The sequence below is a fragment of the Kribbella solani genome (assembly GCF_014205295.1).
GTDB classification, from domain to species: Bacteria; Actinomycetota; Actinomycetes; order Propionibacteriales; family Kribbellaceae; genus Kribbella; species Kribbella solani.
In genome coordinates, this window is record NZ_JACHNF010000001.1 from 2,768,585 (window position 1) to 2,791,564 (window position 22,980).

A 22,980-nucleotide genomic window follows, 5' to 3' on the forward strand; every position below is an offset into this window, starting at 1 on the left:
CTTGTGTCATCGATCTCCTGTCGGGATGTAGCCGAGCTTTTTGTCAACAATGTTCAGGAGGGGCTCGCCGGCCAGCCAGCGTTGTGCATTGTCTGCAAACTGCGCCGCCAAGGTGTCCCGCCAGCCGATGACGTCGCCGGACATGTGGGCCGTGACCGTTACGTTCGGCGCCGTCCAGAGTGGATGGTCGGGCGGCAGCGGTTCGCGATCGAACACGTCCATGGTGGCCGCGATGTGTCCGGCGCAGACGGACGCGAGGAGCGCGGTTTCGTCGACAATCGGACCACGAGCGACATTGATCAGGTGGGTGCCCGGCCGCATCGCGGCCAGAACAGGATTGTTGACAAGGTGGCGGGTCGCGTCGGTCAGCGGCGCCGCGAGGATCACGTGGTCCGCCCAGCCGATCTCGTCCCGCAGGTTGCTGCTGGCAACGACCTCGCCGAAGTCCGGATCGCCCGAGCGAACCGTCCGGCCCGCGCCACGAACCTCCAGACCGGCCGCCCGGAGCAGGCGAGCGATCGTCCGGCCGATGCCGCCGGTACCAACGACGAGCGCCTTCGCGCCGAGGATGCTCTGGGTCTCACGATGCTGCCATTGCCGCGCGCGCTGCAGATCGAAACTGCGCATACTGTCTTTGGCGTGTGCGATCACCGCGCCGAGCACATACTCCGCGATCGGCCGGTCGAACACGCCACGCGCGTTGGTCACCACGACCGCTGAATCGCGCAACTCGTCGAAGAGCAACGTGTCCACCCCAGCCGCGGTGACGTGAATCCACTCGAGCGCGCCGGCGTCCGCCCAGACGTCCCGGACCGCAGTGGAGAAGAAGTCCCACAGCAACAGCGCCCGCGCCCCACGCACCGAGTCACGCAAACCATCCGCGTCGCAGTACCGAAAGTCGACCGCCAGCCCGCCCAGCCCCGGCGGCCGATCAGTCACCCGCTCACAAAGCACCGCCACAACAGGCCGCTCACCACCCACCAACGCCCCACCTCCCCGAGCCAACGGCACAGATCCCGCACCCACCAACGCCCCACCTCCCCCAGCCGCCGGCACAGATCCCACACCCACCGACACAGGTCCCGCGGCCGCCGGCCCCTCTCCCCCAGCCGCCAGCGCAGATCCCGCATCCGCCGGCACAGGTCCCACACCCGACAGCACCGGCCCCACAGCCGACGGCACAACTCCCACACCCGACAGCACAGGTCCCACACCCGCCGGCGTAGGACTCGCGGCCGACGGCGCAGCTCCCCGAACCGCCGCCGAGCTGACCGCCGAGGCGCCGGCACGCACACCAGCCGAGACGACCGCGGAGGCGCCTGCGGCGTTGGCAGAGTCACCGCTCACCGACTGCGCGACCGGAGCGGTCGCCGGAGTGACAGCGAGGGTGCCTGCCGGGGTGACAGCGGGGGTGACAGAGTCGCCACTCCACGCCCGCTCACCAGTCACCGACTGCGCGACCGGGGCAGTCGCCGGGGCGACTGCGGGCGTGACCACTGGCGTGACCGCGGGCGTGACGGCGGGCGTGACGGCCGAGGTGACGGCGGGGATGACAGCGTCGCCACTCCGCTCCCGCTCACCAGTCACCGACTGCGCGGCCGGCGTGGCTGCTGGGGTTGTTGCCCAGGTGGCGGGCGTGGCTGCCGGGGTGGCGGGTGAGGGGTTGGGCGGGGTGGCTGGCACGCATCGAGGCTAGGAACTCGCTGGTAGGATTGTCAACAATATCCCTGGGACCGCACACTGACTCGCATGAGTACGCGTCCTCCCACTCACCCGTTGCCGGCCGCGGTGCCGACGCTCCTGCAGACGGGTATCGGCGTCGTCGCGCCGTACGACTTCGCGCTCGACCGCGAACTGTGGCGCTGGGTACCCGACGATGTCACCCTGCACCTGACCCGGATGCCGTACGCCCCGATGGCCGCGACCGTCGAAATGGCCGTACACATTTCGGACCCGGAACTGGTCGCACGAACGACCTACAACGTGCTCCCGGTCGCCCCGCTGGCGGTCGCGTACGCCTGTACGTTCGGGAGTTTCGTCAGCGGGCTGACCGGTGAGGCCGCGCTCGTCGACGCGATGGTCGCGGCCGGCGCCCCGGCCGCGGTGACCACCAGCGGGGCGTTGCTGCTCGCGCTCCGCCGGCTCGGCATCAACCGGATCGCGACAGTCACGCCGTACACGAACGACCTGACCGCCGGGCTGAGCAGGTTCCTCGGCGAGGCCGGGGTCGAGGTGGTCGCGACCGCCGGCCTCGGGCTGATCGCACAGATCTGGGCGGTCCCGTACGAGACCACGGTCGAGCTGGTCCGCGGCATCGACAGTGACTCCGCGGAGGCGATCTTCATCAGCTGCACGAACCTGCCGACGTACGACGTGATCGCCGGTCTGGAAGCCACCCTCGGCAAACCCGTACTGACCGCCAACCAGGTCACGATGTGGTCCGCGCTCGAACTCGCCGGCCACACCGCGATCGGGCCGGGGCAGCGCTTGCTCGCATGACCGGCGCCACCCGGCGCGCACCTACCTCAGTCGACAACACCACACGGCAGCACCACGCGACAACAGCATCCCCAAGCGAACCGGAAAGAGGTGACGTAGGTGTCCGACCTGCTGGAGCAGGCGGTCGAGCCGGACGAGTACTCCGGCCGGCTGACCCGGGTCCGCGCCGTCCTGGCCGAACGTGGCCTCGGCGCGCTGGTCGTGAGCGATCCCGCGAACCTCTTCTACCTGACCGGGTACGACGCGTGGTCGTTCTACACGCCACAGTGCCTGCTGGTCCCGGCCGACGGCGAAGTGCAGTTGTTCGCGCGGGCGATGGACGCGGCCGGGGCGTCGTACACGTGCAACCTGCGCGCCGACCAGATCCACGGGTACCCGGAACATCTCGTGCATCGACCGGACATTCATCCGTACGACTGGATCGCCGGCGTATGCCGGGACTTCGTACCGGTTGGCGCGGATGTCGCGGTGGAAGCGGACGCGCACTACTTCACGCCCCGCGGTTATCTTGCTCTTGGCAACGGACTGCCCGGCCGCCGGCTGCTCGACTCGGCCGAGTTGGTGAACTGGGTCCGGCTGGTGAAGTCGGAGCACGAACTGCGCCAACTGCGGATCGCGGGCGGGATCGCCGAGCAGGCGATGCGGATCGCGCTCGATCAGCTCCATCCCGGCGTACGGCAGTGCGACCTGGTCGCCGAGATCCTCGCCGCGCAGGCGACCGGTACGCCGGAGCACGGCGGCGATTACCCCGCGATCGTGCCGATGCTGCCGACCGGCAACGCCGCCGGTACGCCGCACCTGACCTGGACCGACCGTCCGTTCGTCGCAGGTGAAGCGACCACGATCGAACTGGCCGGCGTATTCGGCCGGTACCACGCGCCGCTGGCCCGGACGATGATGCTCGGCGATCCGCCGCGTCGGCTCCGCGAGACCGCCAAGATCGTTGCCGACGGCATGAGCGCCGCATTGTCGACAATCTGGCCAGGTGTCACCGGCAGCGCCGTTCACGCCGCGTTCAACGACGTGATCGCGGCGCACGGACTGGTGAAGGAATCCCGGATCGGGTACTCGATCGGCATCGGGTACCCGCCGGACTGGGGCGAACGCACCGTCAGCCTGCGCCCCGAGGAGACCACCGTGCTGACCGCGGGGATGGCGTTCCACGTCATCCTCGGGATGTGGATGGACGGCTGGGGATACGAGCTGTCCGAGCCCGTTGTGGTCACCGCCGACGGAGTGGAACGTCTGACCGGACTGTCCCACGAACTGACAATCAGGAGGTAGCCACTGTGCCAGCACTCCCCTACGCCGCTCGCGCCACCGGACTGGTGGGCTCGGTGATCGACTCGAGCACCTCGCTGCTGCACAAGCAGACGCACGACATCGTCCGCTTCGCGATGGGTTCGCCCGCCGCCGAGGCGGTGCCGGCGCGGATCTTGTCGACAATCGCCGCCGACGAGCTGAGTCGCCCGGCCGCGTACGACTATGCGGCGACCGAGGGTGATCCGCCTTTGCATGCGGCGTTGCTGGACATGTTGCGTGGCACCAGCGACGAAACGACCGCCGATCGCCTCACCGTCACCGCGGGCGGTATGCAAGGACTCGATCTGTTCTGCAAGATCTTCGTCGACCCGGGCGATCTCGTCGTCGTCGAGTCGCCGACGTACACCAACGGCAGCGCGACCGCGCTCTCATACGGCGCCGAACTGCTCGAGGTCCCGGTCGATGGCGACGGTATGATTGTCGACGATCTACCACGCCTGCTCGACGGGCGGACCCCGAAGGCGATCTACACGATCCCGACCTTCCAGAACCCGTCCGGCGCGACGCTCTCGCTCGAACGCCGGCATCGCCTGCTCGAACTGGCCCGATCCTGGGGATCGATGGTGATCGACGACGATCCGTACGGGCTGCTGCGCTTCGAGGGCGATCCGCTTCCGACGCTGCGGGAGCTCGGCGCGGGTGATCCGCTGGTGTTCGCGGTCCGCACGTTCTCGAAGATCATCGCGCCCGGTCTGAGGGTCGGCTGGGTCGACGCCGACCCGGAGTTGCAGCGGCTGCTGATCAACGCGAAGCAGGCGATGGACACCTGTACGAACCTGCCGGCGCAGCGATTGCTCACTGGTTTCCTGGCCGGTGGACATCTGGAGGCGCACCTGGTCACGCAGCGGGCGGAGTACAAGCGCCGCAAGGAGGCGATGCACGCGGCACTGACCGAACACTTCGACGACATCGCGCACTGGACCGATCCCGAAGGCGGCTTCTTCCTCTGGGTAACGCTTGAGAACGGCGTCGACACCGAGAAACTCTTCGAGGTCGCGCTGGCCGAGGGCGTCGCCTTCATCCCCGGCCCCGCCTTCTCCCCCACCGGCCGCTTCACCGACGCCTTCCGTCTCTGCTTCGCGTCCACGCCCCCCGACCGAATCCACGAAGGCATAACCCGCCTCCGCCGCGCCACCGCCAAACTATCTCCCGCCTGACAACACCGATTCCCCCAACCACCCGGCAACCATCCCCCAGCGACAGCTCCACCACCGATCAGCCGTCCACGGTGCCGTGCGGCGGGGGTCCTCGGTGCCGGGTGCCGATGCTGGGGCGCTCGGTGGGGATGCTTGGTGGAGGTAATCCTGGGTGACAGCAGCGGAGGGCAGAGCGTGCGGCTGCTCAGCTTGAGGCCTCACCTCGGCCGGTGCCGGTGCCGGTGTCAGCTCCGGTGCTGGTGTCGGCTCCGGTGCTGGTGGGGTTGGGGTTGGGTAGTGCGGTGGCGAGGAGCTCTGCCAGGTGGTGGGGGCGGCGTGAAGTGCCTTGAGTGATTTGGGTACGGCAGCTGAACCCGTCAGCAAGGACGGTTGTTGCATCGGGCAACGAGCGCACGGCCGGCAGCAGCGTACGCTCGCCAACCGCCTTCGAGAGCTCGTAGTGATCGCGTTCGAAGCCGAAGTTCCCCGCCAGGCCGCAGCAACCGGGGTCGGCGACGCGGGCGTCGATTCCGGCGGCTGACATCAGTTCACGATCAGCATCGAAGCCGAGGACGGCGTGCTGATGACAGTGCGGCTGCACGTACGCCTCGCCTCCGACCCGCGGCGGTTTCCAGCCGGCCTCGACGAGCAGCTCCGCAAAGGTCCGCGTGTTCGCCGCCAGGCTGTCAACAAGAGGATTGTCGACCATGAGCCGCCGCGCATCATCGCGCAGCGCGGCCGTACAACTAGGTTCAAGACCAACAATCGGCGTACCCGCGGCCAGGTGCGGCGCAAGTGCCTGCACCGAACGGTTGAGTACGCGCCGGGCGGTTGTCAGCTGCCCAGTCGAGATCCAGGTCAGCCCACAGCAGACCGGCTTGTCCGGCAACACGACCTCAAACCCGGCCGCCTCCAACACCTCCACCGCCGCCCGCCCAACCTCAGGCGCCAGGTAATTGGTGAAAGTATCCGGCCAAAGCACAACCTTCCGCCCACCACGTTCCCCCTCAGATCGACTACGTGAGGACGATCCCTCTCGGCGGTTGAACCATTGCGCGAAGGTTTCGGTGGCGAAAGGTGGGACGGCTCGCTCGGCCGCGATTCCGCCGAGGCGTTTGGTCAACTGCAGACCAGCGAAGCGGTTGGCGAGCTTCGGCGCCCGGGACGCGAAGCGCGACCACAACGGCAACCACCCCATCGACCAATGCGACAACGGCCGGGCCCACGGACGTCGGGCGTAGTGATGGTGCGTGAATTCCGCCTTGTACGTCGCAACGTCAACGTTCACAGGACAATCCGACAAACATCCCTTGCAGGACAAACACAGATCCAGCCCGTCCCGTACTTCCGTCGACCGCCACCCATCCGTGATCAGGTCGCCCTGCAACATCTCCCACAGCAGATGCGCCCGGCCGCGGGTTGAATGCAATTCCTCGCGGGTGACCTGATAGCTCGGGCACATCACGCTGCCCGAGGTCTGCCGGCATTTGCCGATCCCGACGCACCGGCGCTGCGCCCGGGCGAAATCGTGCTCGTCATCGGGATAGTCGAACAGCGTCGCCACATGCCGGTTCTTCGCCACGCCGTCGTGCCGGATCGCCAGGTCGAGCCGCGGCGGGTCGACAATCATCCCAGGGTTCAGTACGCCTGCCGGGTCCCAAATGCGCTTCAGTTCACCGAAAAGCGCAACACCATCGGCGCCGTACATCTTGCTCAGCAGTTCACCGCGCGCCCGCCCGTCACCATGTTCGCCGGACACCGATCCGCCGAGCTCGACCACAAGATCCGCGGCTTGGTCGACAAAATTCCGGTACGTCGCGACGCCGCCCGTACTGAGCAGGTCGAAGTCGATCCGCATGTGCATACAGCCTTCGCCGAAATGCCCGTACGACGCGCCGGACAGACCGTGCCGCCCGAGTAGTTCGTCCAGTCCGCGCAGGTACGCGCCGAGTCGCTCCGGTGGTACTGCCGCGTCCTCCCAACCGCCCCACGCCTCGGCGCCATCCGCGCGGCGGGTCGCCAGGCCGGCGGCATCTGTGCGGCACCGCCATAGAACGGCCTGCGCCTTGGGATCGGTGACGAGCGAGGCGGTGGCGGGCGAGCCAGAGTCGCGCAGTTCTTCCAGCATCGTGCGAGCCGCGCCGCCGGCGGCCGGCTCGTCGTCGGCGCCGACCTCGACCAGCAGCCAGGCGTTTCCGGGCGGGAGCCCCGCGCTGACGGCCGCGTCCCGGACCTCGGCGGGCAGCCGGTCGACCAGCTTGTTGTTGATGGATTCCATCGTGAGCGGGTGGTGCCGGAGGACGACGGGTACGCAGTCGGCGGAGGTGATCGAGTCGGTGAAGCCGAGTACGCAGAGAACCTTTGCCTTGGGCAACTCGGTCAGGCGCACGGTGGCGCGAAGCGTCGCGGCGAGTCCGCCTTCGCTACCGGCCAGCAATCCGGCCACGTTGTAGCCGTACTCGGGCAGCAGCCGGTGTAGTGCATAGCCCGAGATCTGGCGAGTGAACTGGCCGAACCGGCGCCGGATCAGCAGTTCGTTCCGATCCACAAACGATTGGAGCGCCCGATGCAGCTCGCCCTCCCGCCCGGGCCGAGCGGCCAACACCTCCCGTCCTGCCAACCCGTCGCGGCCGCCCGACGCCCCCTGGTCGGCCAACGCGTCACGCGCGGTCAGCCCGTCGCGGCCGGTCAGCGTGTCGCGGGTGGCGGCGAAGGTCAGGCGGGTGCCGTCGGCGAGGACGGTGTCCAGAGATTGCAGATTGTCGGCAGTCGTACCCCAGGCAACCGAGTGCGCGCCGCACGCATTGTTGGCAATCATCCCGCCGAGCGTGGCGCGGCTCGCGGACGACGGATCGGCGCCGAACGCCAGCCCGTGCGGACGCCCGGCAGCCAACAGATCAGTCAGTACTACCCCCGGCTCGACGATCGCGGTTCGCGCAACCGGGTCGAGCTCGAGAATGCGGTTCACATGCCGCGAGGTGTCGATGACGACTCCCCCGATCGCATTGCCGGCCATCGATGTACCACCACCGCGGACCACGACCGGCGCCCCGGCCGCGGCGGTCAGCGTGACGGCAGCGGCCAGTTCGTCCGCATCCGCCGGTACGACAACCAGGTCCGGCACTGCCCGGTAGTTCGATCCGTCCGCCGCGTACAGCGCCCGCGTACGCCGGTCGTTGGCCACTTCGCCGCGCAGTTCCCGGCGAAGCGCGGCGACCAGCCGCGAGATGTCGTACCCGGTGGAGCCGATTGTTGGATCGTCTGGGGTTAACATTGTCGACAATCTACTCATTTCGGTTGACGTCAGCCAGGAGGTCGGATGGTCACGGTAGGGCTGCTCTATCCCGGACACAGCGCGGAGGACGACTACCCGACGCTCGAGGCGCGGCTGGACGGGACCGTGAAGCTGCCGGTGGTGATCACCTCCGTCGGTGAGGACGCGCACCGGGTGGACGCGCTGCTCGACCTCGGTCGCGCCGAGCGGCTTGCCGAAGGCGCTGCCGAGCTCGCGCCGGCCCAGCCGGACGCGGTGATGTGGGCCTGCACGTCGGGCAGCTTCGTGTTCGGCCGGGAGGGCGCGAACATCCAGGCGGCCGGCGTGGCGCAGGCGCTCGGCGTACCGGCGTCGTCCACCTCGATCGCCTTCGTCGACGCCTGCCGGGAGCTCGGCCTGCGGCGGGTCGCCGTGGCCGCCTCGTACCCGGAGGAGGTGGCGCAGCACTTCGTCCGCTTCCTCACCGGCGGCGGCGTCGAGGTGGTGTCGATGGGCAGCAACGGGATCATCACCGCCGCCGAGGTCGGCACCCTGGCGCCCGAGCAGGTGGTGGCGATGGTGAAGGCCGCCGACCACCCGGACGCCGAGGCGATCCTGGTCCCCGACACCGCGATGCACACGCTGGCGATTGTCGACGATCTCGAGGCGGCGGTCGGCAAGCCCGTACTGACCGCGAACCAGGTGACGGTCTGGAAGGGCCTCCAGTTGACCGGCGTTGTACCGTCATTGCCACATCTGGGGACGCTGTTCGCCACAAGGGGGAAGCAAGAGTGACCGATTACATCGAGCCGCTGGTTCAGGAGTCGACGCCGAGCATCATCGCCGACAAGCTGCGCAAAGCCATCGGCTATGGCGAGATCAAGCCTGGCTCGCAGCTCGCCGAGGCCGACCTGGCCCGCAAGCTGGGCGTCAGCCGGGGACCGCTGCGCGAGGGCATGCAGCGGCTCACCCAGGAAGGGCTGCTGATCTCCATCCGCAACCGCGGGCTGTTCGTCGTCGACCTGACGCCGGACGACATCCGCGACATGTACGTGGCCCGGCAGGCGATCGAGCTGGCCGCGGCCAGGCAGATCCTGGCCGGCGAATTCGAAGCGGCCGGCAAGGCGCTGTCCGCGTTCGGCCACGCGATGCTGGATGCGGACGGCGATCCGGGTGCCATCGGCGAGCTGGATATCGAGTTCCACGAGACCCTGGTCCGGCTGTCCGGCAGCCCGCGGCTGATCCGGATGCATCAGACGTCCATCATCGAGACCCGGATGTGCATCCACGCGCTGGAGGAGACGTACCTCGCGACCGACGTCCGCGCGATGGAACACTCCGATCTCGCCGAAGCGATCGGGGCCGGCAACGTGGCCCGTACCGAGATGCTTCTGCTGGCGCACATGGACGACGCGATCGAGCGGCTGGTCAACCGCTGACGGCAATCCCGATGTACTTCGTCTCCAGGAACTCGTCGATCCCGACGGCACCGCCCTCCCGGCCGAGCCCGGACTGCTTCACCCCGCCGAACGGTGCCGCCGGGTTCGACACCACCCCCTGATTGAGGCCGACCATGCCGGTCTCGATCGACTCCGCCACCCGCAGCGCCCGGCGCAGGTCGTTCGTGAAGACGTACGCGACCAGCCCGTACTCGGTGTCGTTCGCGGCCGCGATCACCTCGTCCTCGGTGCTGAACGGCGTCAGCGGCGCGACCGGCCCGAAGATCTCCTGATCCGCCATCGCGGCGTCCCGCGGTACGCCGGTGAGCACCGTCGGCGGGTAGAAGTACCCGTCGCCCGGCGCGATCTCGCCGCCGGTGAGTACGGTGGCGCCCCGCCCGACCGCGTCCGCTACGAGCGAACGCACTTTGTCCCGGCCGGCCTCGTCGATCAACGGCCCGACCTTGATGTCCGGTTCGGTGCCCCGCCCGACGGTCAGCGCGCCCATCCGGTCCGCTAGCCGGCGACCGAACTCGTCGATCACCGCATTGTGAACAAAAATACGATTGGCAGCCGTACACGCCTCGCCCATGTTCCGCATCTTGGCCGCGATCGCGCCGTCGACCGCCTCGTCAAGGTCGGCGTCCTCGAAGACGATGAACGGTGCGTTGCCGCCCAGCTCGAGGGAGGTACGGAGCACCTTCTCAGCGCATTGTTCGAGCAGGACGCGACCGACTCGAGTGGACCCGGTGAAGGACAGCTTGCGGGCCAGCCCGGACCGAATCAGTGGCTCCATCACACCGCCCGCGTCCATCGCGGTGACACAGTTGACCACGCCCGCCGGTACGCCGGCCTCGGCCAGGATGCCCATCAACGCGAGCATCGACAGCGGCGTCTGGTGCGCGGGCTTGATCACGCTCGTGCAGCCGGCCGCGATCGCCGGGCCAAGCTTGCGGGTTCCCATCGCCATCGGGAAGTTCCACGGGGTGATCAGCAGACAGGGGCCGACCGGTTGCTTCGTGATCAGGAAGCGCGCGTTCCCAGCCGGCGCGGTCTGGTACCCGCCGTCGATCCGCAGCGCTTCACCGGCAAAGTGCCGGAAGAACTCGGCCGCGTACGCGATCTCACCACGGGCCTCGGGCAACGGTTTGCCCATCTCCAGGGTCATCAGCAGCGCCAGCTCGTCGGTGCGCTCGATCAGCAGTTCGTACGCCGCGGTGAGCATGTCGGCGCGTTCGCGTGGCGAGGTACGGGCGAAATCCGGCTGCGCCGCGACCGCCGCGTCGAGTGCGGCGCGACCGTCCGCCGGAGTCGCGTCGGCGACCGCGCACAGGACCTGACCGGTGGACGGATCGACGACATCGAAGGTCGCGCCGCCACTGGACTCGATCCATTTGCCGTCGACGAACAACCGCTTCTCGACGGCATCCACGACGCGTACTTCGTCCTTGGCGTGTGCTTCGTCCGGCCGGTTCATGCACGACCCCGCTTCGCCGCAGCCGCTGAGGTCTCCCGGCCACCGACCGGAAGCTGCCCACTCCACCGCAACGGGATCCCACCACCCGCTCCCGGGCTGGGATTGATGATGCACTCGTTCCGGTCGTCCATGAGCACCCCTTCACCGGCTTCGGCAGCTGAGATACGCTGATTGTCAACAATCTACCATTTGACGTTCAGAGGGGAAGTCCGTGGCCGAGCTCTCGCAAATCCTGAAACAGGCGACCGGTGTGGTCGCCGCCCGCGGTACGGGCGTGCAACTGTTCGACGAGGACGACCGCCGATATCTGGACTTCACCGCGGGCATCGGCGTCACGTCGACGGGGCACTGCCACCCGCGTGTGGTCGCGGCCGCCCAGGAGCAGGTCGGCCGGATCATCCACGCGCAGTACACGACCGTCATGCACCGGCCGCTGCTCAACCTGGTGGAGCGGCTCGGCGACGTACTCCCCCAGGGTCTGGACCGGATGTTCTTCGCGAACTCCGGCAGCGAAGCGATCGAGGCCGCCCTGCGGCTGACCCGCCAGGCGACCGGCCGGCCGAACGTGATCGTGTTCCACGGCGGATTCCACGGCCGGACCGTGGCCGCGGGCTCGATGACGACCTCCGGTACCAAGTTCCGGTCCGGTTTCAGCCCGTTGATGGCCGGCGTCCACGTGTCGCCGTTCCCCGACCCCGGCCACTTCGGCTGGCCGGTCGAGCAGGCCACCGACTTCGCGCTCAGCCAGCTGGACTACGTACTGCAAACCCTGAGCGCGCCGGCCGACACCGCCGCGTTCTTCGTCGAACCGGTGCTCGGTGAGGGTGGGTACGTGCCTGCGAACGAGCGGTTCTTCGCCGGCCTGCGGGAGCGCGCGGACGCGCACGGGATTCTGCTGGTTGTCGACGAAGTACAGACCGGGTTCGGGCGTACCGGGAAGTTCTGGGGCGGCGACCACTTCGGATCGCGACCGGACGTTGTCGTCACGGCGAAGGGGCTGGCGTCCGGGTTCCCATTGTCTGCAATCGCCGCGTCGTCGGAGTTGATGGAGAAGGCCTGGCCTGGTTCACAAGGTGGGACCTACGGCGCGAACGCGGTGGCGTGCGCGGCCGCGCTGGCGACACTCGACGTGATCCAGGACGAAGGCTTGGTACAGAACTCGGCCGAGCGGGGCGCGCAGCTCAAGCAGGCATTGCAGCTGGTCGCGGACAAGCACGAGCGGATCACCGACGTACGCGGACTCGGCCTGATGATCGGCAACGAGTTCCGTGACGCGAACGGGAAGCCGGACCCGGTGACGGCGGCAGCGGTTCAGCAGGAGGCGGCGCGGCGCGGGCTGCTCCTGCTCACGTGCGGCGCCTGGGGCCAGGTCGTCCGCTTCATCCCGGCGCTGGTCGTCTCCCCCGACGAGATCGACGAAGCCGCCGCCCTCTGGTCCGACGCGGTAACCGCCGTAGCCGGCTGATCCACGGTCCTCGGCCTGACGCCGCGTCCCATCGGACGCGGCGTCTTCGGTTGCTCAGCTGTGTCCGTACACAGCAGGAGGCCGGCCAGCGGTTTCCGGAACAAATAGTGCGCCAGCTGGCGAATTGTTTCCGGAGATCGGCGGGCCGGCCTCCTGCTGTGGTTCAGATTCTGGTTCAGGCCTTGGTGGCGGCCGGTTCCAGGTCCACCGGCGGCAGCGCGTCATCAGTACCGGGGATTTCTGTGCCGTTCAACGGGCACCGGGAAGTCTCCGGGACCTTGATCAGCGCGATCGCACCGACCACGCAGGCCGCCATCATGTAGTACGCAGGCACCAGCGAATCCCCGAGTTTCGCCGTCAGCCAGTCGTTCACCGCGGGCGCCGTACCACCGAAGAGCGAGGTGGACACGTTGTACGCGATCGCGAACCCGGCGTACCGCACATGGGTCGGGAACATCGCCGGGAACGTCGCCGAAATGGTCGCGAGCTGCGGTACGTAGAGCAGCCCGAGCACCGCGAACCCGATGATCGCGCCGAGCATGTTCGTACTCATCAGCATGAACATCGGTACACCGAACACGAACAGCCCGCCGAGCGAGACCCACCACAACGGTTTTCGGCCGACCCGGTCGGACATCCGGCCGGCGAACGGAACGAACACCATCATTGTCAACATTCCTATGATCGGCACCACCAGCGACTTGTCGGAGCTGAGCCCGATCTCCTTCTCCAGGTACGTCGGCATGTACGTCAGCAGCGTGTAGTTGACGACGTTCAGCGCGATCACCATGCCACCGAGACGCAGGATCGGCGCCCAGTACCCGGCCAGCAGGTCCCGGAACTGATGCGAGGTCTGCTCTTCCTTCTGGCCTTTCGCCTCGAGCTCGCGGAAGACCGGCGTGTCCTCGAGCTTGGACCGGAGGTACACCCCGACCAGACCGAGCGGCGCGGCAACCAGGAACGGCAGCCGCCAGCCCCAGGAATGCATCGCCTCGTCGCCGAGCAGCAGCGAGAAGCCGAGCATCAGCAGCGCGCCGAGCGAGAACCCGGCGAGCGTCCCGAACTCCAGGAAGCTGCCGAGGAACCCGCGCTTGCGGCTCGGCGCGTACTCGGCCATGAAGGTCGCGGCGCCGCCGTACTCACCACCGGTCGAGAAGCCCTGCACCATCCGGAGCAGCACCAGCAGCACCGGCGCCCAGTACCCGATCGTGTGGAACGAAGGCACGAGTCCGGCGCACAGGGTCGCGCCGGACATCAGGATGATGGTGATCGCGAGTACGTGCTTACGGCCGAGCCGGTCGCCGAGCGGTCCCCAGACCAGGCCGCCGAGTGGCCGGACCAGGAACGAGACGGCGAACGTCATCAGCGCGAGCAGGGTCTGGCTCTCGGTGTCACCCGGGAAGATCGCGGCCGAGATGTACGTCACGCCGTACGCGTAGATGCCGTAGTCGAACCACTCGGTGGCATTCCCGATCGCCGACGCGGCGATCGCCTTCTTGAGCACTCCGGGCGGCGGTTCCGCCTCAACCGTGGGGGTCGCCCCGGGCGGCGGGGTGTCCACGGGTCGTCGGTTCTCGGGCTCCACAGTGTTCCTCCTGTCGTTTACGGCCTCACCCGAGTGCCCACCTCGCACAAATCAACACGCCCCACGGGAAGGTCGTAGTTTTGTTGACAATCCGAAGGTTAACCATGTGCATTCGTGAACCACAAGAAGTAACTCGCAGTTGATCCGCTGTCAGCAGGCAGTACCCCGGTTCCCCGCCGGCACCATCGCAATCGCCCGATAGCACGTACCGGCACGGCGCGGCACGGCACGGCACGGCACGGCACGGCACGGCACGGCACGGCGCGGCGCGGCGCGGCGCGGCCGATCGGCCGGGTGGCGCTCAGGTACGCGCCAGGTTCGCGACCAGGAGCCGAGTGAACCCCAGGTGCGGTGAACCCAAGGCTGCGGCGATGTGGGGGCGCGGTCGGCCCGAGGCTGCGGTGCGGCCGGGCGCGGTGGGCCCGGGTGCGGCGGGGCACGCGAACCCGGGTGCGGGGAACCGGTGTGCGGCTAAGCGGGGTGGGTGGTCCGGGTGCGGTGGACCGCAGCGTGGTGGACCCGGCGCGTGCACCAGGGCGCGGTGGACGGAAGCGTGATTGGCCGGGGCGCCCGGGGCCAGGGGTGCAGGCCCGAAGGAGACGGTGGACCGGCGAGGCGGTGGGCCGAGGGGTGTGCGGAGCGAGAGGTGTGCGGAGCGAGAGGTGTGCGGAGCGAGAGGTGTGCGGAGCGAGGGGTGTGAAGGGAGGGTTATGGGGTTGGGGCGAGGGTGGCTAGGCCGGCGGTGATTACGGTGATGCCGAATTCGAAGCGGGCGTCGCCGTCGGCGCCGGAGGTGAGGGGGGCGGCCAGGGCGACTGTGAGGGGGAAGCGGTCGGCTGGGAGGGCCTCGAAGTAGGTTCGCAGGTTGCTGACGAAGCGCTCCACGTCTTCGGGGGTCCAGTCCGAGGCGCTTTGGACCGTCTCCTCGAACGCGACCGCCGTCACGTACAGCGGGATCAGGTCGACCGCCCACGCCGCCGCCTGGTCCGGCACGTTGCCGGCTTTGAGCAGAGTCAGGATGCGTTCAGTGGTACGCAGGGCGCGCTCCCCCACCGGCACCGCGCCGATCGCGGCCCGTGCCACGCCGGGATTCGCCCGCATCGCGCGGAGCATCTCGCGCATCGTCGCCTTCAGCTGCGCCTGCCAGCGCGCAGGGTCGATCGGGTCGTCGAACACCATCTGCTCCGCGGTGCGCTCCACCAGTAGCTGGTCGAGTTCGCGTTTGTTGGCGACATGCGCGTACAAGGACGCCGGCCCCGTACCGAGTTCGGACGCGACTTTGCGCATCGAGACCGCCTCGTACCCGCTCTGGGTCAGCACCCGCATGGCGGCGTCGACAATCCGGTCCCGGGTCAGCGGCTCCTTCGCCTGCCGAACGGGTTTCGCGGGAGTGATCGGCTGCCACGGAGGTTGGCTCATACGAACACTGTACTTGACGCGAACACCGTTCGCGAGTAGAACGGTGTTCGTCAACGAACGGTGTTCGAATCTCGCGAGGGGGCCATCATGAGCAACACAACCGCGGCACAAGACCCACCAACCACCCCAAACGCCACCACCGCAACGCCGGCGCTGCCGATGCCCCCGGGTCGTGCCGCAACCGCAACACCAGACCCCGCCAGCACCCAAACCACCGCTCACACCACGGGCGTTCACCGGTGGCGGTGGGTGGTGTTGGTGACGATCTTGGTTGCTGAGGTGATGGACCTTGTCGACGCGACGATTGTCAACATTGCGGCGCCGTCGATTCGGGCTGACCTTGGTGGGTCGGAGTCGGCCATGCAGTGGATGCTGGCCGGGTACACGTTGGCGTTCGCGATCGGGCTGATCACGTTTGGGCGGCTGGGCGATCTGGTCGGGCGGAAGCGGCTGTTCGTGATCGGAGCGATCGGGTTCACGGTCGCGTCCGCGGTGTGTGGATTGTCGACAACCCCGGAGCTGCTGATCGGCAGCCGGGTCGCTCAAGGGCTGCTCGGGGCGGTGATGATCCCGCAGGGGTTCGCGATTCTGAAGGCGATCTTCCCGGCGGAGGAGCTCGGCAAGGCGTTCGCGATGTTCGGCCCGGTGATGGGATTGTCTGCAGTGGCAGGGCCGATTCTGGCCGGCGTACTGATCGATGCGAACTGGCTCGGCGCCGGCTGGCGGACGATCTTCTTCATCAACCTGCCGATCGGCCTCGCCGCTCTGGTCGGCGCGCTCCGGTTCATGCCCGAGGTCAAGACCCCAGGGGCGTCCCGCCTGGACGCGCTCGGCGTACTGCTGGTCAGCGCCGCGTCCGGCCTGCTGATCTACCCGCTGGTCCAGGGTCGTGAGCTCGGCTGGCCATTGTGGACAATCCTGATGTTGACCAGCTCGATCGTCGTCTTCGCGCTCTTCGGCTGGCGGGAGCGCCGGTCCGCGAACCCGGTGATCGACCCATCGCTGTTCCGCAACCGCGGATACGTGGCCGGGCTCGGCGTGATCACCACGTTCTTCCTCGCGATGAACGGCTTCATGCTGGTGTTCAATCTGTTCACCCAGCTCGGCCTGCACTACAGCCCGCTCAAAGCCGGCCTCGCGATGGTGCCGTTCTCGCTCGGGATCGCGATCGGCGCACCGGTGTCCGGCGCCGTACTGGCACCCCGCCTCGGCCGCGGCGCGCTTCAGCTTGGCATCGCGTTGATGACCGTGGCGATGGGCGGTGTCTGGTTCACCCTGCACACGTACGGCGACGCGACCACGATCTGGAACCTGGTCCCGGCGACGCTGGCCACCGGGATCGGCGCCGGTCTCGTGTTCGCGCCGCTGTTCGACATCATCCTGGCCTCGATCGACGATCAGGCCGCCGGTTCGGCATCGGGCGTCCTGACCGCCATGCAGCAGTACGGCGGCGCGGTCGGAGTCGCGGTGATCGGCACGGTGTTCTTCCAATTGCTACCGGCCCACGCGTTCCTCGGCGCCACCAAAACGTCCGTCCTGCTGGCGATCGGGCTGTTCGTGATCAGCCTCGCCGTCAGCTACCTCCTCCCGAAAAGAGCCCGGGAATCAGCAATCGGCCACGGCTGACCCACCGGCCACAGCCAGCGCAGTCAGCCACAGCCAGCGCGGTCAGTCGCGGCTGACGAAGCCTTCCTTGACCAGCCAGTCCATGGCGACGTCGGCGGGTTCGCGCCCCTCGACGTCGACCTGGGCGTTCAGGTCGATCAGTACCGGATCGGTCAGCTTGTCCGACACCGGCTGGAACAGATCGCGCAGCTGCGGGTACTTGTCCAGCACCTTCTTACTAACCACCGGAGCCACGTTGTACGCCGGGAAGTACTTCCGGTCGTCCTGCAGCACAACCAGATCGAGCGACTTGATCCGCCCGTCAGTCGTGAAGATCTCGCCGAACCGGCAGTCCCCATGACTGGTTGCCGCGTACACCGCACCCGTGTCCAAGGTCCTGATGTTGTTGCGCGGCACGCCCGTACCGATCGGGATCCCGTAATGCTTCAGCATCGGCTCGAACCCGTCGTTCCGGTTCGCGAACTCGGATTCGACGCAGAACGTGTGCTCCTTCACCGGCAGCGACGCGACCTGGGACAGCTTGGTGATGTGCAGCCGGTCCGACTCCTTCCGGGTCATCGCGAAACCGTAGCTGTTGTTCATCGGCGCCGGTTTCAGCCAGATCAGCCCGTACTTCGCCTCGTCCTCCTTGCGTACGGCCTCGTACTGCTCCTGCTTGTCGGGGATCCCGGTGTCATGGCCCAGGTACGAGATCCACGCGGTCCCGGTGTACTCCCACGACATCTGAATCTGGTCTTGCAGCATTGCCTGCCGGGACGTGTCGCTGCCCGGCATGTTGGTCAGATCCTTGACGTGCGCGCCGGCGGACTGCATCAGGATCGCCGCGATCTTGCCCAGGATCAGCTGCTCCTGAAAGCTCTTCGAGCCGATCCCGATGGTCAGGCCGTCCAAGTTCTTCACCGAGCGCAGCGGTCCCTCGAGCGCGCCAGTCGGTACGAAACCGCCGCTAGTACCGAGCCCGCAACCGGACAGGACGAGGAGTAGCGCGGCGCCTGCCGCTACAAGCCGCTTCATCCGAGTCCCCTCGGTCGGGTTACTTCTTCGAGTACGCGGCCGGCCCAATCGATCAGCAGAGCCAGCGCCGCGACGAGTACGGCGCCGCTGATCAGCACCGGGTACCGAAGCAGGCGGATGCCCGTGGTGATCAGACTGCCCAGTCCCCCGGCGTCGATGAACGTCGCGAGGGTCGCGGTGCCGACGACGAGAACGAGCGCGGTACGGATGCCGGCCATGATCACCGGCACCGCCAGCGGCAGCTCGATCCGCCCGAGGACCGCCACGTTCGACATCCCCATGCCACGGCCGGCCTCCACGAGCGTACGGTCGACACCTTGCAGGCCGACGATCGTGTTTCGCAGCACGGGCAGGATCGCGTACAGGCAGAGTGCGAGGATCGCGGTCCAGAAGCCGAAGCCCAGCCAGATCGCCAGCAGCACGATCAGCCCGATCACCGGCGCGGCCTGACCGGCGTTGGCGACCGCGACGACGATCGGTGCGGCGCGGCGGGCCCGGGGGCGGGTCAGCAGGATGCCGAGTGGGACCGCGACCACGAGCACGATGATCGTGGCGACCGCGGTGAGTTCGAGGTGCTGGACGGTCAGCTGTCCGACTAGTTTCCAGTCGAGCTGGCGCTGTTCGATCGAGTCGAGTTCGGCTCGGGATCGCCAGATTGCCCACAATCCGACAACGATCGCGACGAACAACGGCTGGCCGATCAGCAGGCCCCACGACGGCCGCCGGGCCCGATTCGACGCCAGCCCCGCCGCGGTCGCCTTCGCGTCGGCGAGGTTCTCCTTGGCGCTGGTGTCGGGTCCAGGATCGATCACGGTCATTGGACCTCCCCTGCCGAAGCGAGGAGCGGACGGAGCATCGGCATCGTCACGGGGCGACCTCCGGCTCGGGATCGGAGCCACTCGGCGCGGGACCCAAGCCGTTCGGGGCGGGGTCGGAGCCGTTCGGGGCGGGGTCGGAGCCGTTCGGGGCGGGGTCGGAGCCGTTCGGGGCGGGGTCGGAGCCGTTCGGGGCGGCGTCCTGGATTCGGGCCAGGACTGACTGGAAGTCGACGACGCCCAGGTATTCGTCGCGGCGCCCGGTGACGACCGCGCTGCCGTGACTGGAGGTCAGCATCGTGTCGAGCGCGTCGTTCAGCGTCGCGCGCCGGTCGATCGTGACCAGGTCGGTGTCCTCGTGCGGCGCCGGCACATTGTCAACATTCGACAAATCTCTTGTCCACATCCAGTCGACCGGGCGGCGGCGGCGATCCAGTACCACCACGCAGTCGTCGCCGGCCGCCTCCGCGGCCCGCAGCACCGCGGGCGCCGGATCGCCGATCTCCGCGACCGTCCGCTGGCACAGCTCGATCTCGCTGACCCGGCTCAGCGTCAGCTGCTTCAGCGCCGCGCCGGCCCCGACGAAGTCGGCGACGAACCGGTCCGCCGGACTCGCCAGGATCGCCTCCGGGGTGTCGTACTGCGCGATCTTCGCGCCCTCGGTCAGGATCAGGATCCGGTCGCCCAGCTTCACCGCCTCGTCGAAATCGTGGGTCACACAAACGATCGTCTTGCGCAGCTCCTCCTGAATACTGAGCAATTCGTCCTGCAGCCGCTGCCGGGTGATCGGGTCGACCGCACCGAACGGCTCGTCCATCAGGATCACCGGCGGATCGGCCGCCAGTCCGCGAGCGACGCCGACGCGCTGCTGCTGCCCGCCGGACAGTTCCCTCGGGTAGCGGTTGCGGTACCGGGCCGGGTCGAGGCCGACGAGTTCGAGCAGTTCGTCGACACGTTCAGCCGTACGCCGCTTGTCCCACCCGAGCAGGCCCGGTACGAGCGCGATGTTCTGCGTCACGGTCATGTGCGGGAACAGGCTGCCGCCCTGGATCACGTACCCGATCCGGCGCCGCAGGTCGTCGTCGTCCTGGCGGCTGATGTCCTCGCCGCCGATCCGGATCCGGCCGGATGTCGGCTCGATCAGCCGGTTGATCATCTTCAGCGAGGTGGTCTTGCCGCAGCCGGACGGTCCGACGAACATCACGATCTCGCCGGCCGGGATGTGCAGCGACAACCCCTCGACGGCTGCCTTCTTCTGCCCCGGGTACCGCTTGACGACATCGGTCAGCTCGATGTCGACGCCGCTGATCTCGCCGGCGGCGGCCGGGCTGCTCGTACTTGCGCCGGTGCTGCCCTCGGTCACGGTGGATTCAGACACGGATACCTCTCGAGGTGGTCAGGCGGCCGACGAGCAGCAGCAAAGCGTCAAGGATCAGAGCGAGCAGGACAACGCCGATCGTGCCGACCAGCGCGGAGTTCAGGGCGTTCTTGCCGCCGATCTGGGTCAGGCCGGTGAAGATGAAACTGCCCAGACCAGGCCCGAGCACGTACGCCGCGATGGCCGCGATGCCCATCGACATCTGCGCCGAGACCCGGACGCCGGCCAGGATCACCGGCCAGGCCAGCGGCAGCTCGATCCGGAGCAACGTCCGGACCGCGCCCATGCCCATCCCGCGGGCCGACTCGATCAGCGTCGCGTCAACGCCGGCCAGGCCGACTACGGCGTTCCGCAGGATCGGCAGGCTCGCGTAGAAGGTCACCGCGACGACGGATGTGGCGGTGCCGATACCGGCCACCGGGATCATCAGGCCGAGCAGCGCGAACGACGGGATGGTCAGACCGACGGCGCTGATCGCACCTGCCAGTGACGCGATCCGCGGGTTGCGGTGCACGAAAACCGCCAGACCAACCGCGATCACGGTCGCCAGCAGTACGCATTGGATGACCAGGCTGAGGTGCTGATAGCTCTGGTAGAGCAACTGCGAGTGACGCTCAGTTATGTAGTCCCACACAGCGAAAGCCGTACCCAACAAGCGTTGGATTCACACATTGGGACGATCGCTTCCAAACTGCGGACATGCCAAAACCCCTGGTCACCGCGGTGACCAGGGGTTTTGAAAAAGTTTCAGCTCAGTTGAACGAGTCGCCGCAGGCGCAGGAGCCGGTGGCGTTCGGGTTGTCGATGGTGAAGCCCTGCTTCTCGATCGTGTCGACGAAGTCGATGCTCGCACCCTTCAGGTACGGCGCGCTCATCCGGTCGGTCACGACGCTGACGCCGTCGAAGTCCGCGACCACGTCACCGTCGAGCTGACGCTCGTCGAAGAACAGCTGGTACCGCAGCCCGGAGCACCCGCCCGGCTGCACGGCCACCCGCAGCGCGAGGTCGTCGCGGCCTTCCTGGTCCAGCAGCGCCTTCACCTTGGCGGCGGCCCCGTCGGTGAGGAGTACACCAGTGGCGACGGCCTGCTCGGTCTGCGCTTCAGTCATCCCTGACTCCAGTCATCTCTCAAGTGCCGCCGCACACGCTCCGCCGGCACGGAAGTCTCATGTCAACACGGGTCAACAACGGCCGTCCCGCGCTCATTCCCATGGTCGCACACCAATTTCACAGATCAACCATCCCGCCGGGCCGTCCCACCCGCTGACTCACGCGGCCCGGCCCGGCGCTGGTCGAGGCGGTCAGCGCGCCCAGGTCTTCGCGACCCGCTCGGCGACTACAGCGAGTGAACCGTGCGGGTCCGCGAACGCCTGCTCCTCGCCGACCGCGTCCACCAGCGCGTACGCCGACTCGACGCCCATCGAGCGCATCTCGCGCGAACCGATCAGTACCTTTCCGGCCAGTACGACGCAGGGCCGCATCGCGTCGTTCGCCACCTTCGCGACGCCGGCGATCACCTTGCCGTCGCGGGACTGGAAGTCGAACGCGCCCTCACCGCTCAGAACCAGATCCACCTGCGCGGCCTTCTGCTTCAGTCCGGTCAGCTCGGCGACCAGGTCGATACCGGAAACCCGCTCGGCGCCGAGGAGCAGTAGCGCGTACCCGAGCCCGCCGGCGGCGCCCGCGCCTTTCTGATCGGCGGTCTTGCGGTCCGCGAGCTCGGCGAACCGCGTCAGCCAGCCATCGACCTCGGGTTTGCGCTCGTCCGGGATGCCCTTCTGGCTGCCGAACACGTTGGTCGCGCCGCGCAGCCCGAGCATCGGGTTCTCCACATCACTCGCCGCGACGAACTCGATCCCCGCGACCCGGTCCCGAGCCGGCTGCAGATCAACCGCCGCCAACCCGGCAAGCCCCGCCGCCCCACCATCCAGCCGCGCCACCTGCCCTTCCGCCGCGGCGCCGGCGGACGCCTGGCCATCGGCTGCCGTCCCACCGGCGCCGGCGGGCGCAGGGTCGGTCCCAGGGTCGGTCGCGAGGTCGGTCGCAGAGTCGGTCGCGGCGGTTGCGCCGAGGGCGGCGAGGAGGCCGGCGCCGGCGTCGTTGGTGCCGGAGCCGCCGAGGCCGAGGATGATCCGCTTCGCGCCCGCATCCACCGCGGCCGCGATCAGCTGCCCGACCCCGTACGTCGACGCCTCTTCCGGCCGCCGCTCGTTCGGCTCGACCAAGTGCAGCCCGCACGCCTGCGCGGTCTCCAGGTACGCCGTCTCCCCCGCGAGCAGGATCGTCGCCGGAGTATCCACGCCGAGCGGTCCGCGTACCGTCACCGAGAGCAACTTCCCGTCGACCACCGCCGACAGCACATCGATGAACCCCGGCCCACCGTCCGCCATCGGCGCGACCAGCACCTCGGCCTCCGGGTCGCGCCGCCGCCACCCCTCCTCGATCGCCGCCGCCGCCTCAACCGCCGTCAGCGTCCCGGCGAACTTGTCCGGCGCAATCAGAATCCGCATGCCCACATCCTCCCCTACCGCGCCCCGGCCGCCCATCGCCC

18 protein-coding genes are annotated in these 22,980 nt (G+C 68.2%); 7 read left to right on the plus strand and 11 right to left on the minus strand.

The window, feature by feature from the left end:
* Positions 1 to 6: 6 nt before the first annotated feature.
* Positions 7 to 939, minus strand: a complete 933-nt coding sequence (locus tag HDA44_RS12415) for a D-2-hydroxyacid dehydrogenase (protein ID WP_337905901.1) — start codon at positions 937 to 939, stop codon at positions 7 to 9.
* Between the two features lie 810 nt (positions 940 to 1,749).
* Between HDA44_RS12415 and HDA44_RS12420 the strand changes: the two genes are divergently transcribed.
* The 3 genes from HDA44_RS12420 to HDA44_RS12430 all read left to right on the plus strand — a co-directional run bounded on the left by HDA44_RS12420 (position 1,750) and on the right by HDA44_RS12430 (position 4,979).
* The gene (locus HDA44_RS12420; protein ID WP_184833957.1) at positions 1,750 to 2,499 is read left to right on the plus strand and encodes a maleate cis-trans isomerase family protein; all 750 of its coding nucleotides are present in this window, start codon (positions 1,750 to 1,752) and stop codon (positions 2,497 to 2,499) included.
* A gap of 99 nt (positions 2,500 to 2,598) precedes the next feature.
* A complete protein-coding gene (locus HDA44_RS12425; protein WP_184833959.1) occupies positions 2,599 to 3,783 on the plus strand; it encodes a M24 family metallopeptidase in 1,185 nt (394 codons plus the stop codon).
* A 5-nt stretch (positions 3,784 to 3,788) separates the two neighbouring features.
* Positions 3,789 to 4,979, plus strand: coding sequence for an aminotransferase class I/II-fold pyridoxal phosphate-dependent enzyme (locus HDA44_RS12430; RefSeq protein ID WP_184833961.1), 1,191 nt, complete (start codon positions 3,789 to 3,791; stop codon positions 4,977 to 4,979).
* 184 nt (positions 4,980 to 5,163) lie between these two features.
* On the opposite strand, the gene HDA44_RS12435 is transcribed toward HDA44_RS12430, so the two are convergent.
* Positions 5,164 to 8,232 (minus strand): FAD-binding and (Fe-S)-binding domain-containing protein, encoded by a 3,069-nt coding sequence (locus HDA44_RS12435; protein WP_184833963.1) that lies wholly within the window; start codon positions 8,230 to 8,232, stop codon positions 5,164 to 5,166.
* Between the two features lie 45 nt (positions 8,233 to 8,277).
* Here HDA44_RS12435 and HDA44_RS12440 point away from each other — a divergent pair, with 45 nt between their 5' ends.
* Both HDA44_RS12440 and HDA44_RS12445 read left to right on the plus strand, forming a co-directional pair.
* Positions 8,278 to 9,006, plus strand: coding sequence for a maleate cis-trans isomerase family protein (locus HDA44_RS12440; protein ID WP_184833966.1), 729 nt, complete (start codon positions 8,278 to 8,280; stop codon positions 9,004 to 9,006).
* Positions 9,003 to 9,650 carry a GntR family transcriptional regulator gene (locus HDA44_RS12445; RefSeq protein WP_184833968.1) on the plus strand — a complete coding sequence of 216 codons (648 nt, stop codon included), beginning with the start codon at positions 9,003 to 9,005 and terminating at the stop codon, positions 9,648 to 9,650. Before HDA44_RS12440 ends, HDA44_RS12445 begins: the two co-directional genes overlap by 4 nt.
* Here the strand turns inward: HDA44_RS12445 and HDA44_RS12450 are convergent.
* Positions 9,640 to 11,127, minus strand: coding sequence for an NAD-dependent succinate-semialdehyde dehydrogenase (locus HDA44_RS12450; RefSeq protein ID WP_184833970.1), 1,488 nt, complete (start codon positions 11,125 to 11,127; stop codon positions 9,640 to 9,642). The genes HDA44_RS12445 and HDA44_RS12450 overlap by 11 nt on opposite strands.
* A gap of 211 nt (positions 11,128 to 11,338) precedes the next feature.
* On the opposite strand from HDA44_RS12450, the gene HDA44_RS12455 reads away from it, so the two are divergent.
* Entirely contained in the window at positions 11,339 to 12,592 is a 1,254-nt protein-coding gene (locus tag HDA44_RS12455; protein ID WP_184833972.1) for an aspartate aminotransferase family protein, read from the plus strand.
* Positions 12,593 to 12,767: 175 nt separating this feature from the next.
* Here the strand turns inward: HDA44_RS12455 and HDA44_RS12460 are convergent, their stop codons facing one another.
* On the minus strand, positions 12,768 to 14,177 hold the full coding sequence (locus HDA44_RS12460; RefSeq protein ID WP_337905904.1) for an MFS transporter: 1,410 nt from the start codon (positions 14,175 to 14,177) through the stop codon (positions 12,768 to 12,770).
* A 708-nt stretch (positions 14,178 to 14,885) separates the two neighbouring features.
* The gene (locus tag HDA44_RS12465) at positions 14,886 to 15,596 is read right to left on the minus strand and encodes a TetR/AcrR family transcriptional regulator (protein ID WP_184833974.1); all 711 of its coding nucleotides are present in this window, start codon (positions 15,594 to 15,596) and stop codon (positions 14,886 to 14,888) included.
* Positions 15,597 to 15,854: 258 nt separating this feature from the next.
* On the opposite strand from HDA44_RS12465, the gene HDA44_RS12470 reads away from it, so the two are divergent.
* Positions 15,855 to 17,222 (plus strand): DHA2 family efflux MFS transporter permease subunit, encoded by a 1,368-nt coding sequence (locus tag HDA44_RS12470; RefSeq protein ID WP_202887335.1) that lies wholly within the window; start codon positions 15,855 to 15,857, stop codon positions 17,220 to 17,222.
* 42 nt (positions 17,223 to 17,264) lie between these two features.
* Here HDA44_RS12470 and HDA44_RS12475 read toward each other — a convergent pair whose 3' ends face one another.
* The 6 genes from HDA44_RS12475 to HDA44_RS12500 all read right to left on the minus strand — a co-directional run bounded on the left by HDA44_RS12475 (position 17,265) and on the right by HDA44_RS12500 (position 22,939).
* A complete protein-coding gene (locus HDA44_RS12475; protein ID WP_184833976.1) occupies positions 17,265 to 18,236 on the minus strand; it encodes a glycine betaine ABC transporter substrate-binding protein in 972 nt (323 codons plus the stop codon).
* Positions 18,233 to 19,054 (minus strand): ABC transporter permease, encoded by an 822-nt coding sequence (locus tag HDA44_RS12480; RefSeq protein ID WP_184833978.1) that lies wholly within the window; start codon positions 19,052 to 19,054, stop codon positions 18,233 to 18,235. Before HDA44_RS12480 ends, HDA44_RS12475 begins: the two co-directional genes overlap by 4 nt.
* Before the next feature lie 46 nt (positions 19,055 to 19,100).
* On the minus strand, positions 19,101 to 20,429 hold the full coding sequence (locus HDA44_RS12485; protein WP_337905905.1) for an ABC transporter ATP-binding protein: 1,329 nt from the start codon (positions 20,427 to 20,429) through the stop codon (positions 19,101 to 19,103).
* On the minus strand, positions 20,422 to 21,063 hold the full coding sequence (locus tag HDA44_RS12490; protein WP_184833980.1) for an ABC transporter permease subunit: 642 nt from the start codon (positions 21,061 to 21,063) through the stop codon (positions 20,422 to 20,424). The genes HDA44_RS12485 and HDA44_RS12490 overlap by 8 nt, the downstream gene beginning before the upstream one ends.
* Before the next feature lie 118 nt (positions 21,064 to 21,181).
* Positions 21,182 to 21,538, minus strand: coding sequence for an iron-sulfur cluster insertion protein ErpA (gene erpA / locus HDA44_RS12495; protein ID WP_184833982.1), 357 nt, complete (start codon positions 21,536 to 21,538; stop codon positions 21,182 to 21,184).
* Between the two features lie 192 nt (positions 21,539 to 21,730).
* Complete coding sequence (locus HDA44_RS12500) at positions 21,731 to 22,939, minus strand: glycerate kinase family protein (RefSeq protein WP_184833984.1); 1,209 nt, start codon at positions 22,937 to 22,939, stop codon at positions 21,731 to 21,733.
* Between the last annotated feature and the right edge of the window lie 41 nt (positions 22,940 to 22,980).